Source organism: Pseudoduganella flava, from assembly GCF_007830495.1.
GTDB classification, from domain to species: Bacteria; Pseudomonadota; Gammaproteobacteria; order Burkholderiales; family Burkholderiaceae_D; genus Rugamonas; species Rugamonas flava.
Map to the genome: position 1 here is coordinate 68531 of NZ_VLKW01000003.1, position 14279 is coordinate 82809.

General features: G+C 68.2%; 13 protein-coding genes. 5 read left to right on the plus strand and 8 right to left on the minus strand.

Annotation, left to right across the window (positions count from 1 at the left end; all coding sequences use genetic code 11):
* Nucleotide 1: 1 nt before the first annotated feature.
* From IP92_RS08525 to IP92_RS08540, 4 genes are all read right to left on the minus strand, one after another.
* Entirely contained in the window at nt 2–481 is a 480-nt protein-coding gene (locus IP92_RS08525) for a hypothetical protein (protein WP_145874140.1), read from the minus strand.
* A 21-nt stretch (nt 482–502) separates the two neighbouring features.
* Entirely contained in the window at nt 503–1990 is a 1488-nt protein-coding gene (locus IP92_RS08530; protein WP_229418691.1) for a hypothetical protein, read from the minus strand.
* The gene (locus tag IP92_RS08535; RefSeq protein ID WP_145874141.1) at nt 1987–3510 is read right to left on the minus strand and encodes a hypothetical protein; all 1524 of its coding nucleotides are present in this window, start codon (nt 3508–3510) and stop codon (nt 1987–1989) included. Before IP92_RS08535 ends, IP92_RS08530 begins: the two co-directional genes overlap by 4 nt.
* 157 nt (nt 3511–3667) lie before the next feature.
* Complete coding sequence (locus tag IP92_RS08540; RefSeq protein ID WP_145874142.1) at nt 3668–4126, minus strand: hypothetical protein; 459 nt, start codon at nt 4124–4126, stop codon at nt 3668–3670.
* A gap of 165 nt (nt 4127–4291) precedes the next feature.
* Between IP92_RS08540 and IP92_RS08545 the strand changes: the two genes are divergently transcribed.
* The gene (locus IP92_RS08545; RefSeq protein WP_145874143.1) at nt 4292–5317 is read left to right on the plus strand and encodes a M29 family metallopeptidase; all 1026 of its coding nucleotides are present in this window, start codon (nt 4292–4294) and stop codon (nt 5315–5317) included.
* On the opposite strand, the gene IP92_RS08550 is transcribed toward IP92_RS08545, so the two are convergent.
* Nucleotides 5290–6225: a LysR family transcriptional regulator gene (locus tag IP92_RS08550; RefSeq protein WP_229418692.1), complete on the minus strand. Its 936-nt coding sequence runs from the start codon at nt 6223–6225 to the stop codon at nt 5290–5292. The two genes, IP92_RS08545 and IP92_RS08550, sit on opposite strands and share 28 nt — an antisense overlap.
* Before the next feature lie 103 nt (nt 6226–6328).
* Between IP92_RS08550 and IP92_RS08555 the strand changes: the two genes are divergently transcribed.
* The 4 genes from IP92_RS08555 to IP92_RS08570 all read left to right on the plus strand — a co-directional run bounded on the left by IP92_RS08555 (nt 6329) and on the right by IP92_RS08570 (nt 9376).
* Nucleotides 6329–7168, plus strand: coding sequence for a phytanoyl-CoA dioxygenase family protein (locus IP92_RS08555; RefSeq protein ID WP_145874144.1), 840 nt, complete (start codon nt 6329–6331; stop codon nt 7166–7168).
* Nucleotides 7169–7170: 2 nt separating this feature from the next.
* The gene (locus IP92_RS08560; RefSeq protein ID WP_229418693.1) at nt 7171–8001 is read left to right on the plus strand and encodes a sugar phosphate isomerase/epimerase family protein; all 831 of its coding nucleotides are present in this window, start codon (nt 7171–7173) and stop codon (nt 7999–8001) included.
* Nucleotides 8002–8241: 240 nt separating this feature from the next.
* On the plus strand, nt 8242–9009 hold the full coding sequence (locus IP92_RS08565) for an REP-associated tyrosine transposase (protein WP_145874145.1): 768 nt from the start codon (nt 8242–8244) through the stop codon (nt 9007–9009).
* Nucleotides 9010–9157: 148 nt separating this feature from the next.
* Nucleotides 9158–9376, plus strand: coding sequence for a DUF7661 family protein (locus IP92_RS08570; RefSeq protein WP_145874146.1), 219 nt, complete (start codon nt 9158–9160; stop codon nt 9374–9376).
* A gap of 3 nt (nt 9377–9379) precedes the next feature.
* Here the strand turns inward: IP92_RS08570 and IP92_RS08575 are convergent, their stop codons facing one another.
* From IP92_RS08575 to IP92_RS30695, 3 genes are all read right to left on the minus strand, one after another.
* Nucleotides 9380–11122, minus strand: a complete 1743-nt coding sequence (locus IP92_RS08575; protein ID WP_145874147.1) for a bifunctional protein-serine/threonine kinase/phosphatase — start codon at nt 11120–11122, stop codon at nt 9380–9382.
* Nucleotides 11123–11129: 7 nt separating this feature from the next.
* Nucleotides 11130–11942, minus strand: a complete 813-nt coding sequence (locus IP92_RS08580) for a formate/nitrite transporter family protein (RefSeq protein ID WP_145874148.1) — start codon at nt 11940–11942, stop codon at nt 11130–11132.
* A gap of 372 nt (nt 11943–12314) precedes the next feature.
* The gene (locus tag IP92_RS30695; RefSeq protein WP_145874149.1) at nt 12315–14234 is read right to left on the minus strand and encodes a CHASE domain-containing sensor histidine kinase; all 1920 of its coding nucleotides are present in this window, start codon (nt 14232–14234) and stop codon (nt 12315–12317) included.
* Nucleotides 14235–14279: the final 45 nt, after the last annotated feature.

A 14279-nucleotide genomic window follows, 5' to 3' on the forward strand; every position in this document is an offset into this window, starting at 1 on the left:
GTCACCTCCGCCCCGTGATCAATGCGCCGACGATCGCGGCGATGCCGAACACCAGCAGCGTGCCCGTGATCGCCACGTTGAGGAACTTGGTCGAGTTCACGAAGCCCAGCACGCACGCGGCGGACAGGAACGACAGGCCGAAGAACAGCAGCCAGCCGGCCGTGTCGGCGGACGACGGCGCCACGCGGCGCCGGACCAGGTGGTTCGCGAACGCGTTGCGGGCAAAGAAGAACACGATCAACAGGAACACGAACACGGCGCCGCCGATCGCGATGTCGCGCGTGGACGTGTCGGTGGCCGGCGCTTCCGCACCCGGTGCGACCTCGATGCCCTGCGTGCCCGCGCTACCGGTGGTGCCGGTGGTGGCGGCCGTGTCGGAGGGCGGCGTCGTCGTCAGGCCGGGGGCGCTGGCGGGCGGCGGGTTCGATTTCTCGTCCGGGATCCGGAAGCCGGGATCGCGCTGGGGTTCGTTCGCTTGCATGGATTCCTCTGCGGTAGGCATTTATCGGCCGAGGCGAACGTTGGCGCCTTCGCGCACGTTCGCCAGCGTGTGGCCGAACAGGGTCGTGTGCAGCTCGGCGACCTGGTCGCCGGCCGCGTTGAACAAGGGGGTGCGGGCGCCGGCCTTGGTGCGCACGGTGCGCTGCTCGCCGTCGACGGTGACGACGACCTTGCGCCCGCGCGTGGCGGCCAGCGCCAGCGCGCCGGTGGCACCCAGCAGCGCGAACGCGCCGCCGATCAGCGCCATCAGCGGGCCGGCACCGTATTGCAGCCGCACCTCGACGGGCAGCGTGGCGCGCGCGGCCTGCAGCGATTCCGGCGGCGTGAAGATGTCCGGCAGCGGGTCGCCGGGGAACAGCTCCGCCATCCGCTGGCGGAACGCCTGCGACAGCTCCAGCTGCTGGTCCGCCAGCCGCACTTCGATCCGGCCCGGCAGCACCTGCGCCGAACCGGCCGAGCGCAATGCAGCCAGCGACCACTTGCCGGGCAGGTTCGCCACGGGCAAGCCGAGCGAGGACGCCAGGGTTTGCGGCTTGCCGGGCGCCAGGTCACGCACGTGGTCCGGTTCCAGCCGCACGGGCTTGACATGCCCGGCCAGCGCCGCTTGCGCATCGATGTGCGCGGCGCTGATCGTGTACGGATAGATAGCGTTCTCGATGCGCCAGGTGATGCGTGCATCGCCCGGCGCCGGCGCGGCCGCATCCAGTTCGGCGCGCAGCCGGCCATCGGGCAGCACGGCATAGCGCACGCCGGGCGTGTTCTCGACGCGGGCGGGCACGAGCCGCACGGTGTCCTGGTCCAGCGGTTTCAGGCGCGCCGGCGGCTCGGTGATCACCTGCCGCAGCCGGCCGCTGGCCAGCAGCGCATCCAGTTCGCGCACGCCCTGCGGCTGCACGGCGAACACGTAGACCATCAGGCCGCCGGCGCGGTATTGCGCGCCCTGGACCGGCATCTTCAACGGGAAGGCGAGCGCCTTGCCGATCGCTTTCCCGCCGTGGATCAGCTGGTAGAACTCGCGGTTGCGGCGCGCTGTGGCCTGGTCGTTGTTCGGGCTGTTGCGGTTGTTCGTGAACAGCCAGACGAGGCCCGGCTTGCCGCCCAGCGCCGTGTCGATCGCCGCGCCGACGGCTTCGCCCAGGTCGGTATCCGCCAGCGCCGTGCTGTTCGGCTTTCTCGCCACCTCCAGCGGATTCAATACATTGCGCAGCCGGGTGCGATCCGGCTTGCCCTGCTGCGCCAGCAGCGCGCGCGGCGACGGTGCACCGGGCAGGCTTTGATTGAACGCGGCCAGCACCAGCGCATCGTCCGGCGCCATCGCCGCCTGCACCACTTCCGTCACCAACGCCTTGTACGGCGAGCGGGGGTCCGTGTAGAACGGCTCCATCCAGCCCGAGTTCTGCACCAGGAACACGTGCGACGCCGCGTGCGCGGCGGGCACGCACAGCGCGTACGCCAGCAGTGCGGAGGAGACCTTCACCGGTGCCGTCACGCGAGCCCCTCCAGCTTCCAGCCGCGGATCTCGTTCCAGCTGGGATGGTGCAGCCACAGGCTGCCGTGCCACACGAACGGCACGCAGGCTTGCGGGTGCTTCAGGCGCGCCACTTCATCCAGGATCACGTTGCGCTGGCCGATCCACTCGATCAGGGTGCGCGGCAGCACCTCGCCGGCCAGTGCCGCCTCGGCCCGGCCGGTGAACTGCTCGAAGCGCAGCACGAGGCCGGAGGGCTGGCTGCGCGTGACGGACACCGCTTCGAGCAGCGGCAGCACGAGCGCATCGCCGCGGCTCTGATCCTCGACGTCTTCGACGGCCCACGGATCGTCCTTGACCTGGTGGCCGCGGCGGAACAGCAACGTGCCGAAGCCCAGCCGCGCGCCGCCGATCGGTTCCACTTGCGGCGCACCGCCCGGCAGCTCCGTGCCCACTTCGCGGAACGCATAGCCGGCACCGTCGTTCCCGATCAGCCACAGGCGGCCGTCGCGGCTGCGCACCGGGCCGCCGAACTGCAGCCGCGGCGTCCACGGAAAGGGCCACGGCAGCCAGCGCGGCGGCTGGCCGGGGCGCCACAGCAACTGGCCATCCTCGTGCAGCCAGTGCAGCCGGCCGTCGTAGCTGAACGGCGTCGTCCAGCCGGCCGTCGGGGCGCTAGGACCGATCTCCAGCACTTCGGGGTCGGCGCCGTCGGCCGACGCGGTCCACAGCCGCAAGCCGTCCGGCGCGACGAACGGCACGGCGATGCGGCGCCCGACCGCGCCGGGGCTGGCCGCCAGCGGCGCTTCGAACACGGCTTGCGTGCGATAGCTTTCCGCCAGCGGATTGACGATCAGCCGGTACAGGCCGCGCGCCGTGGGCACGATGCCGAATTCGCCGCGCACCGGGGATACACCCGGCGGCAGCCACGCGTAGCCGGAGGCGGCGAAGTGCAGGTCCGCACTGCCCTCCTCGGCCGTGAACACGTGCCAGCGCGCGCCCGGCGGGTCCCAGTACTGCAGTACATTGCGGGTGTAGGCCAGTGCCAGCAGCCGCTGCGCGGCAAAGCCGAAATCGGCCGCGGCGAACACGCAGACGGCGTTCGGCGGCGCCGGCATGCGCAGGTCGGCCTGGCCGACGAACGGTTCGGCGGGCCGCGTCTCCAGCGCTGCGGCCAGCGGCAGCGCCGTCTGCGGCAGGCCGTGCGGCACGTGGCGCGGCAGCGGCGCCGCATCCGCCGGTAACGGGCCGCTGGTGGCACCCCACCACGCCGAATGGGGCGCAGCGCGGGCCGGATGCAACGGGGCGCCGCATTCGGGGCAGAACGCGAAGCCTTGCGGGTAGATCGTGGCATGCGCGCAGGTCGTCGGCAATGCGGCGCCGATCAGCTGGGCCACGTCCGGCAGCCGGGCGCGGGCCAGTTGCCAGTCGATCCGCGGCACGTCCTTGACGGCCTCGAGCACGAAGCGGGTGGACGCGGGCGTTGCCGCTTCCGTCTCCTCGCGCCACACGCTGTCCCCGGCCTGCCACCAATGCGTCATCGATCCTTGTCCATGAAGTCAATCTGTTGCGTCAATCATAACGCATATGCCTCGTGCCAAAGGGCGAAATAGGACCGCCAAACAAAACGCCCCGCTGAGGGCGGGGCGCTGTTTCGGGACGCTTGCGTGGAAGTTGCCGGCAATTCGGCGCAGATGCCTACGCGTCGCTGGCGATCGACTTTTTCGGCGGGGCCGGCGGGGCCCACGTGACGTTCTCGGTGGCCGGCGCCGTATCCATCGCATCGGAATATTCCAGCCAGCGCTTCAGGCTTTCCATCCGGCGGATGCTGATGCCCTTGCCGCTGATGTAGCCTACCTGCTCGAAATATTCGAGCTTGGTCTGCATCTTGGACGTCGTCGGCAGGTTCTCGACGAGGCGCTCGTACGCCTTGCGAGCCTTCTGCTCCCACTTCGCGAGGTTCGGTTCGTTGAAGCGGTTGCTTTCGTAGTAGATCGTCACGCTGCGGTCGTGATTGCCGAAGCCGACCACGGCGGCCCCTTTGCGCAACGTTTCCAGCACGTCAACCTTGATGTCCGCCTTGGGCACGAACAGTGCCGCGCGGCCATCCGCATCGGGCCGTTCCTGCGGCAAGTCCTGGCCAAACGTAATGCTCATACTCTGCTCCGTGGTTGCGCCGGCTTTATAATTGTTGCCGCCCGGCATAAAGTTCAGGGGATTCTACCTTGGCACCCAGCCGGCTACAAGATTCCGCGGTGCTTTGGGCCCGTATAATGTGCTGGCCGCAACACTTTCCCGACTTTCCTTGCCTGCGCTGCAAACATGACGACCTTCCCATCTTCCGCGCTCGACGCCGCTTCCCGCAATGTGGCGGACTTGCTCGCCCATGCGATCGAACACGGCCCGGCGCACCGGGCGCTCGTCGTGTACGACACCCGCAGTGAACTGAACGCGGTGTTGACGCAAGCTTACCGCCGCGCGCTGCCGGATGGTGAATTCGTCGACTTCGATGCCGTCGGACCGGACGACGTGCTGGCCGCGTTCGAACGACTGGCGCCGGGCGACCTCGTGGTGCTGATCCAGACGACGAGCTTTCGCCTGAACGATTACCGCATCCGCATGGAGCTGTTTGCTCGCAAGCTGAAGGTGATCGAGCACCTGCACCTGTCGCGCATGCCAGGCGAACAGGGCCTCGTCTACATCGATGCGCTGGCCTACGACCCCGCGTATTTCCGCGGCGTGGGCCATGCGCTGAAGGCGCGGCTGGACCGGGCGCAGGGCGGCGTCGTCGACAGCGGCAACGGCGCCCTGCTGACGTTCGGGTCACCGTTCGAGGAAGCCAAGCTCAATATCGGCGACTACAGCGCGATGAAGAACGTGGGAGGCCTGTTCCCGATCGGCGAAGTGTTCACCGAGGCGCGCGACCTGGAAGCCGTCAACGGGCAGGTACGCGTGTTCGTGTTCGGCGATACGTCGTTCCGCGTCAACCGCCCGCCCGTGCCGATCACGATGATCGTCGAGCAGGGCCGCGTGACGGGGGCACTGGATGCGACGCCGGCGTTCGACGAGATGCTGTCCATCATCCGCGCCCACGAAGGCGAGGTGTGGATGCGCGAGCTGGGCCTGGGCATGAACCGCGCGTTCTCGGCGACGCGGATGGTGGACGACATCGGCACGTATGAGCGGATGTGCGGCGTGCACCTGTCCCTCGGCGCCAAGCATGGCCAGTACCAGAAGCCGCAATTCAAGCGCAAGGACGCGCGCTACCACGTGGACGTGTTCGCGGTAACGGAAGGCGTCTATCTGGACGGCGAGCGGATCTACGCGGACGGCGGCTGGACCGTCTGAAGCGCGGCATCCCACGGCGGCACCGGCTGGTACTCGGCCACGAGGAAGTCGATCAGCTGGCGCACCTTCGGCGATGGGCGCCGGCTGGCCGGATACAACGCGCTCAGGTGATTGAGCGGCAGCGTCCAATCCGTCAGCACGGGCACCAGCTTGCCCTCCTTCAGTTCGCGCCACGCGAGGAACGTGGTGCTGTAGACGATGCCCAGGCCGCGCAACGCGGCGTGGTGCAGCACCAGGCCGTTGTTCGACGTGAACGCGGCGCGCACGTTGACGATGCGCCGCTCGTCGTCCCGCGCGAAGTGCCAGGTGGTGCCGTCGGTGAGGTGCGAGAAGTGCAGGCAGCGATGGCTGCGCAGCTCTTCCGGCTCGCGCGGCACGCCATGCGCGCGCAGGTAGTCCGGCGATGCGCACAGCACGGCGCGGCACGGCGCCAATGGGCGGATCGCCAGCGCGCGGCTGTTCGGGATGCCGCCGACGCGGATCGTCAGGTCGAAGCCGTGCGCGATCGGATCGAGCAGCGCGTCGTCCACGTGCAGCAGCGGCTGCAGGCGCGGGTGCGGCAGGCTGAAACGGGCCAGCGCATCGGCCAGCCACGTGGCGCCGAAACTGGACGGCGCCTGGATGCGCAGCGGCCCGGCAAGATCGTCGCCCGCATGCGCGACGATGCGGGCCGCCTCCTGCGCCTGGCGCACGGCGGCACTGCACGGCTCCAGGTAAGCCTGCCCGGCATCGGTCAGGCTCACTTCGCGGGTGGAGCGGTGCAACAGGCGCACGCTGAGCTTTTCTTCCAACTGCAGGATGTGCTTCGACACCAGCGCGCGCGACAACCCGAGCCGGCGCGCTGCCTCGGAAAAGCTGCGCTGCCGGGCCACCTCGACAAAGATCTCCATCGCGCGCAGCTGGTCCATGGGGCATTGTCAACAATTGGGCGACAATGTGTCAACACTTGACGGCTTTCGGTGGACAGCACCGTTCCGTACAATCGGCCCGAGCCACCTACAGGAGCAAGCCATGCTGAGCGCAGCCCAGAAAGAGCAGTACCAACGCGACGGATACATCGTCATTCCCGATTTCCAGTCGCCCGAGAAGATCGCCGCGCTGCGCGCGCGTGCCGCGCAAATCGTCGACGAATTCGACCCGGCCGTGGCCAGCGGCATCTTCACGACGAAGGACCAGGAGAAGAAGGCCGACGAGTACTTCCTCCGTTCCGACAACGCGATCCGCTGCTTCTTCGAGGAAGAGGCGTTCGGCCCGGACGGCCAGCTGCGCCAGGCGAAGGCGCTGTCGATCAACAAGATCGGCCACGCGATGCACGACCTCGATCCCGTGTTCCGTGCATTCTCCGCCGATCCCCGCCTGGAGGAACTGGCGCGCGAGCTGGGCCTGGCCGAACCGCAGGTGTGGCAATCGATGTACATCTTCAAGCAGCCGGGCATCGGCGGCGAAGTGCGCTGGCACCAGGACGCGACGTACTTCGACACGGACCCGATCAGCGTGACGACGTTCTGGTTCGCGCTGGAAGACGCGACACTCGACAACGGCTGCCTGTGGGCCGAGCCGGGCGGCCACCGCACGCCGCTGCGCGAGCGCTTCGTACGCAATGGCGACGACATCAAGGTCGAGAAGCTGGACGACACGCCGTGGCCGAACGACAGCACGGCCGCGCCGCTCGAGTGCAAGGCCGGTGCGCTGGTGTGCTTCCACGGCCTGCTGCCGCACTACAGCGCACCGAACCGCTCGCCCGTGTCGCGTCATGCGTACACGCTGCACGTGACGGACGGCCAGACGCGCTACTCGCCGCGCAACTGGATCCAGCGCGACGCATCGTTCCCGGTGCGGGGCTTCGTGTGACGGTGCGTTCGCCAGTGCGCGTACGCATCCTCGCGCCGCACTGGGGCAGCAACGAGCTGCCGGCCGACGTCTTCATCGACCGCGTGCTGGCGGCGGGCTTCGACGGCATCGAGATGTCGCTGCCCGACGATCCCGCCCAGGCGGACGACTGGCTGCGCCGCATCGCCGACGCGAAGCTGGACCTCGTCGTGGCGCAATGGCAGACCGTGTTCCACCCGGGCTTCGCCGAGCACCGCGCGGCGCTGGAACGCCTGCTGACGCAAGCCTGCGCCGCCCGCCCGCTGCTGGTGAACTCGCACACCGGCAAGGACTACTACACACCGGCGCAGAACGACGAACTGCTGGCGCTGGCGGACAGCATCGCCCGCGCCCACGGCGTGACGATCGCCCACGAAATCCACCGCAGCCGCTTCTCCGGCCACCCGGCGCTGCTGCTGCCCTACCTCGAGCGGCATCCGGAGCTGGCGCTGACGGCCGACCTGTCGCACTGGTGTGTGGCCTGCGAATCGCTGCTGGAAGACCAGCCCGACACGCTGGACACGGTACTGCCGCGCGTACGCCACATCCACGCGCGCGTCGGCCATGCGCAAGGCCCGCAAGTGCCGGACTTCCGCGCACCGGAATACGCGGCCGAGCTGTCAGCGCACCTGTCGTGGTGGGACCGCATCATCGCGCAGCGCCGCGCCGCGGGGGCCGAGCTGGTCACCATCACGCCGGAGTTCGGGCCGGCGCCGTATACGTTCCGGCTGCCGTACACGCAGGAACTGGTGGCGGATGCCTGGGAGTTGAATGTGGCGATGGGGAGGGTGTTGCGGGAGAGGTACTGCAACTGATGGGCTTGTGTCCCCTGGTGCCAGGCACGAGGGGACACGGGCTCGACCACACCGCCGATGTCCCTTGGTGCCTGGCACCAGGGAACACGAGCTCATGTGTATCGCGGCATGTCCCCTCGTGCCTGGCACCAGGGGACATGGCACCGGTAAAACAGCCTCATCCGCACACTGCGGAAAAGTTGCATTCATTTCGCTGAGCGAACTCAGCGCTGCATGACGAGCGCGTGCTAGCTTGTTCCCATGAACAGGCCCAGACGACTTCAATTTCCTGACGCGCTCTATCACGTGACGACGCGCGGCAATCGCAGGACGAACATCTTCGTCGACGATCGCGACCGGCACATCTGGCTCCGCATCCTGACGGAAACTTGTGCGCACTTCAATCTGCGCATCTACAGCCTGTGCCTGATGCCGAATCACGTCCACTTCCTGGTTCAGACACCGGAGGCGAACATCTCGGCCGCACTGCACCGATTGAACGGCGTGTATGCACAGAAATTCAATTGGCGCCATGGGCTGACCGGGCATCTGCTGCAGGGCCGCTTCCACGCCGAACTCGTGGAACGGCAGGAACATCTGCTCGAGGTGCTGCGCTACATCGTCCTGAACCCGGTGGCTGCCGAGCTGGTCACCCATCCCGACCGTTGGCAGTGGAGCACGCACCAATGCATCTGCGGCGCCCTGCCCCGTCCGAAGTGGCTGGATGCGGATTGGGTGCTCGGCCTGTTCACGGGTGAAGATCGTACCGAGCGCATTGGCGCGTATCGCCGCTTCGTCGAGTCCGCGATCGCGGAGTTGGCCGGTAGCGGCAAGAAACGTCCGCGCCGTGCAGTCGTCCAGGGCGACGGCGGTCCAACCTTGGATGAGATCGAACGAACGCATCAAAGCCGCAACGCAGCCATCCTCGCCGCTTGGTACAGCGGCGCCTTTACACGCGAACAGATCGCCCGGCATTTCGGCATCTCGACCAAGACGGTCACCCGCATCACGTCTTCCGCAGGCAAATAGCCAAGCCGGCCTACTGCCGAGCTTGTGTCCCCTGGTGCCAGGCACCAAGGGACAAATTACGGTCGAGCACGTGTCCCCTCGTGCCTGGCACCAGGGGACACGGCCTCAGCATTAGCCGTCGCGCTATACTCCTCGATAAGGAGGTTCCATGCACGAACACCGCTTCAACGTCTTCGGCAAACTGATCGCCATCACCGGCCCCCAAGCCAACCGCGAACCGTTCTACCTCGGCCCGGAAGGCAAGCGTCGCCCAGCCGATTTCGTCGTGCCGGCCGACGTGGCGGACGACGAGCTGGCCGAGTACCTCGCCGACCTGTTCCACGAGGACGCCACGCCGCGCCACAGCACCGTCGAACGGCTCGCCTGAACCTCAGCGCAGCGCGACCACGATCAGCAACACGATCAGCAGCGCCAGCGACACCCCTTTCCAGAACACGACAGGATTCCGCTCGATCAGCGGCACCCGGCCGCGGGCGGTGAACGCGCGGTTGGGCTGGTGCAGGTCGTGCAGGAATTCGGCGACGTCGGCATGGCGCTTCGCGGGGTCGATCTGCACCGCCTTCGCCAGCGCGCCGTCGATCCATACCGGGAGCGACGGGTCGTGGTCGCGCGCCGGCGTGTAGACCAGCTTGCGCTGCGCCGGCCGGCTCTGCGCCGCCGCGATGCGCACGCCGTAAGGCAGCTGCCCCGTCAGCATGTGGTACGTCAGCACGCCCAGCGAGAACACGTCGGACGCCACCGTGCCCGCCGCGCCGAGGAAGTACTCGGGCGCCGCGTATGCCGCCGTGCCGGCCAGCGCATGGGCCGGCGGACCGGTCATCTCCAGCACGCCCGCCACGCTGGCCGCGCCGAAGTCGACGATCTTCACCGTGCCGGTCGCGTCGATCATCACGTTCTCCGGGCGGATGTCCTGGTGCAGCATCTCCAGCCGGTGGAATGCCCGCAAGCCCTTGCCCACCTGGTCGACGATGCGCCGTACCGCATCGAGGCCGGGCCGCGGATGGTCGCGCAGCCACTGAGCCAAGGTCGTGCCCTCGACGTATTCGAAGGCCACGTACACGCAGCTGCGCGGCCGCTGCACCGGTGCGGCCTTGACGACGTGCGGACTGTCGATGCGGCGCGCGATCCACTCCTCCAACAGGAAGCGCTCCAGGTACGCGGGGTCGTCGCGCAGGTCGATCGATGGCGTCTTCAGCACGACGCTCGCGCCGCTTGCCACGTCGAGCGCCAGGTGCAGGTGGCTGCGGCTGCTCGCGTGCAGCTCGCGAAGGACGCGGTAGCCGTCCAGTTCCATGCGCGGCTCGAGTTGCGGCGCGAACGGCAGCCCGGCAAGCTGGCGCACCAGTTCATCGGCGCCCTGCGCGCCCACGGCCTCGATGCGGACCAGCTGCACGGTCAGGTTGTCCGCGCTGCCGTTTTCCAGCGCGCGCTCGACGAGCAGTCGCGCGGCACTATCCAGATCCGCGCAGGACGCCAGCGCATCGGCCACGTCCTGTGCCGACACGTGTTCGTACAGCCCGTCGCTGGCCAGCAGGAACAGATCGCCCGGTGCCACGGGCACAGTGCGATAGTCGATCTCCAGGTGTGCGTCCACGCCCAGCGCACGCGCCAGGTAGCTCTTTTCCGGCGACACCCATACGCGGTGGTCGGCCGTCAGCAGCTCCAGGCTCGCGCCGTGGCCGCTGTCGTGGACCTTGTCGTGAATCCTGTAGATGCGCGTGTCGCCGACGTGGAACAGGTGCGCCGTGTTCGACTTGATGACCAGCGCCGACAGCGTGCACACATAGCCGCGGTCCTTGTCGTAGCGGCCCTGGCTTTGCATGGTCTGCGCGTGCAGCCACGAATTGGTGGCGGCAAGCACGCGCTCGGCGGACGTCTTCACCGACCATGCGTCCGACGTGCAGTAGTAATCCTCGAGGAAGACCGCCACCGCCGTCTCGCTGGCGATGTGGCTGACATCGCTGCTGCCGATGCCGTCCGCCACCGCCAGCGCGATGCCCTTGGAGGACAGCTGCGGCTCGGGCGGAATGCGGGTGCCGTGGAAGTCCTGGTTGACGGCCTTGCGGCCCCGCTCCGCGTGCTGGCCGACAGCGACGGTCAACCGGTCCGCCATCGCCTGATCAACGCAGCGAACGCTTCGCGCCCGTCTTCACGTGCGTCGTGTACAGCGTCAGGCCCGTGAACGCGAGGCCGCCGATCATATTGCCCAGCACCGTCGGGATCTCGTTCCAGATCAGGTAATCCATGATCGTGAAGTTCCCGCCCATCATGAGGCCGAACGGGAACAGGAACATGTTGACGACCGAGTGCTCGAACGCCATCGCGAAGAACAGCATCACCGGCATCCACATCGCCAGCACCTTGCCGCCGACGGTCGTCGAGATCATCGCGCCGACGACACCCATCGACACCATCCAGTTGCACAGCATGCCGCGGATGAACAGGGTCAGCATGCCGGCCGCGCCATACGCCGCGTAGCCGGTGGTGCGGTTCTCGCCGATGTGCGCGACCGTTTGCGCGATCTTGCCTCCGTCCGTGTTGAAGCCGTACGTGAACATGTAGGCCATCAGCACGGCCACCGTCAGCGCGCCGAGGAAGTTACCGACGAAGACGATGCCCCAGTGCTTCAGGATGCGCGGCAGCGTCACGCCGGGACGCTTGTCGATCCACGCCAGCGGCGTCAGCACGAACACGCCCGTCAGCAGGTCGAAGCCCATCAGGTACAGCATGCAGAAGCCCACCGGGAACAGCAGCGCGCCGATCAGCGGCACGCCGGTCGCCACCGACACGCTGACCGCGAACACGGCGGCCAGCGCCAGGATCGCGCCGGCCATGTAGGCGCGGATCAGCGCATCGCGCGTCGCCATGTAGATTTTCGATTCGCCCGCGTCGACCATCTTCGTCACGAATTCCGAAGGCACCAGATACGCCATGCTTGTTTCTCCTATGTTCTTGTGGCCCGGGCCTGGCCCGGTGTGGATGAGTGAACAAAGGAAAAGCAAAAAGCGGGCCCAAGCTTGCGGGCACAGGCGCGGCAGTGGCTTGCGACTTGCAGGCGGCGGCATCGCATGCACGGCGATGGCGAGTGCCGCCACGCGGTGGTGCGGCCGTGCACCAGCCGGGATCGCCGCGCGCGATCGTGGCGCATGCCGTCAAATAGAGTGTGTTCGGCGCCGCCCGATGACGGTGCCGCGGCCCGGTTTGGGGCCCTGCCAGGGAGCGCGCGCCTGTCGCCGGTGCGACGCGGCGATTCACCGAGCACGCGGCCGGTCACGCGGCCGGTCACGCGGCCGATCACGCGGCCGTCATGCCGCCTGCACGCCCGCCACGGTGCGCGGCAGCGTGATGACGACCGTCGTGCCGGTGCCCGGCGCCGACTCGACGCGGATCGTGCCCTTCAACACGCCGGTGACGATGTTGTACACGATGTTCATGCCCAGCCCAGAGCCGCCCTGCCCCATCTTCGTCGTGAAGAACGGATCGTAGATCTGGTGCAACGTGCGGCTGTTCATGCCCACGCCGTCATCGGCAAAGCGCAGTTCGGCCATGCCGCTGTCGAGCGCGCGGGCGCTGACGGACAGCGTGCCGCCCGGTCGCCCCTCGAACGCATGCAGCAGCGCGTTGTTGATCAGGTTACTGAGCACCTGGCTGACGCTGCCCGGATACGAATCGCATTCCAGCGTTTCCGGCACGTCCACGTGCACGGTGCAGCCGGCCCGCCGCAGCTGCGCCGCGTAGGTGGCGAGCGTGTCGTGCACGACGGCGGCCAGCGCGAAGCGGCGGCGCTGGTCGGACGTCTGGTCCACCGCCACCTGCTTGAACGATGCAATGAGGTCGGCGGCCTTGCCCAGCGCGCCCGCGATGATGGTGCATGCCGTCCTGGCGTCGTTCAGGTGCGCTTCCAGCACGGAGCGGCGCACGCTGCCGCCGGCCAGCTGCCGCTCGAAGTCGGCCACCATGTCGGCCAGCGCCGTCGCCGTCAGCAGGCTGTTGCCGATCGGCGTATTCAGCTCGTGCGCGACGCCGGCCACCAGCGCTCCCAGCGACGCCATTTTTTCCGACGTGAGCAGGTTGTCCTGCGCCTGGCGCAGCCGGTCCAGCACGGCCGACAGTTCCTGGTGCGCCAGTTCCACCTGCGCCTTCTGCTGCGCCTGTTCCGCCAGCGCGGCGCGCAGGTTCTGCGCCAGCGCGCGGCGCCGCTGCAGCGTGACGACGAGCGTGCCGATCAATGCGCTGATCAGGAAGCCGCCGCCGCCGATCAGCGCGATCGTGCTCACGTCGCGCCCGTAGCGCGGTCCCGCATAGCCTTCGAACTGCAGCAGCCAGCGCCGCTCGCCAACGTTCAGCATCGCCTTCCCCGCCAGGCCGGGGACGACGGCATGGCCGCTGCCGCGTGCCGCGCCCACCTTGCCGGCGCTGTCGAACAGCAGGTTATCGATCGTCAGCGCGGGCTGGCCGCCGTCATGCATGTAGCCGGTGTCGTGGATCGTCACGCGCAGCGCGCCCAGCAACTGCGGGTCGATCACCTCGCGCATCAGGTCCGTCACGCGGAACACGATCGCCACGAAGCCTTCCAGCGCGGCACGGCGCTGCTCCACCGTCTCCAGCGGCGCGCCGTCGCGGTATACCGGCAGCCGGGCGATGAAGCCGGGCTGGCCGCTGGCGTCCTGCACCAGCGTGATCCGCTCGGTCGCCACCACGTCGCCCGTGTCGCGCCCCAGTTCCAGCGCGCGCAGGTGCGCCGGCAGCGCGGCCAGGTCCAGGCCGAACGCGTTCTCGTTGCCGCGCATCGGCTCCGTGTAGGCGACCGGATAGTGTTCGGCGGCGATGATCGCCGGATGGATGCGATAGGCGGGATAGCCGGCCGGCTCCAGGCCCGTATCGGCCCGCACCGCCGCCACGTGGCGCGGCAGCTCGGACGCCCGCACGCGCGGCACCCACTGGATCGCCTGGAAGCCGGGATAGCGTTCGGTCAGCCGCAATTCGCTGACGTAGCGATGGAACTGGGCCCGGCCGATGACGCCTTGCACGGTGAACGTGCCGCGGATCGCGAGCAGCGTATCGAAGTAGGTTTTCAGGCGCGCTTCGGTGTCGCGCGCCACCTTGTCGGTATCGCGGCCAAAGCGGTCGGCGATGTGCTGGTCCTGCACGTCCATCACGTACAGGCAGGCCCACGCGGTCAGGCAGATCCCGACGATGAAAGCCAGGTAACCGTGTGCGCGCATGCCATCCCCTGCTCATCTGCTTATCTTTTGCAAGGCACTATAGCA

Coding starts and splice junctions, on each gene's coding strand:
- IP92_RS08555 (WP_145874144.1), top strand. CDS start 6,329: ATGCTGAGCGCAGCCCAGAAAGAGCAGTACCAACGCGACGGATACATC.
- IP92_RS08545 (WP_145874143.1), top strand. CDS start 4,292: ATGACGACCTTCCCATCTTCCGCGCTCGACGCCGCTTCCCGCAATGTG.
- IP92_RS08565 (WP_145874145.1), top strand. CDS start 8,242: ATGAACAGGCCCAGACGACTTCAATTTCCTGACGCGCTCTATCACGTG.
- IP92_RS08575 (WP_145874147.1), bottom strand. CDS start 11,122: ATGGCGGACCGGTTGACCGTCGCTGTCGGCCAGCACGCGGAGCGGGGC.
- IP92_RS08550 (WP_229418692.1), bottom strand. CDS start 6,225: ATGGACCAGCTGCGCGCGATGGAGATCTTTGTCGAGGTGGCCCGGCAG.
- IP92_RS08580 (WP_145874148.1), bottom strand. CDS start 11,942: ATGGCGTATCTGGTGCCTTCGGAATTCGTGACGAAGATGGTCGACGCG.
- IP92_RS08535 (WP_145874141.1), bottom strand. CDS start 3,510: ATGACGCATTGGTGGCAGGCCGGGGACAGCGTGTGGCGCGAGGAGACG.
- IP92_RS30695 (WP_145874149.1), bottom strand. CDS start 14,234: ATGCGCGCACACGGTTACCTGGCTTTCATCGTCGGGATCTGCCTGACC.
- IP92_RS08570 (WP_145874146.1), top strand. CDS start 9,158: ATGCACGAACACCGCTTCAACGTCTTCGGCAAACTGATCGCCATCACC.
- IP92_RS08540 (WP_145874142.1), bottom strand. CDS start 4,126: ATGAGCATTACGTTTGGCCAGGACTTGCCGCAGGAACGGCCCGATGCG.
- IP92_RS08525 (WP_145874140.1), bottom strand. CDS start 481: ATGCAAGCGAACGAACCCCAGCGCGATCCCGGCTTCCGGATCCCGGAC.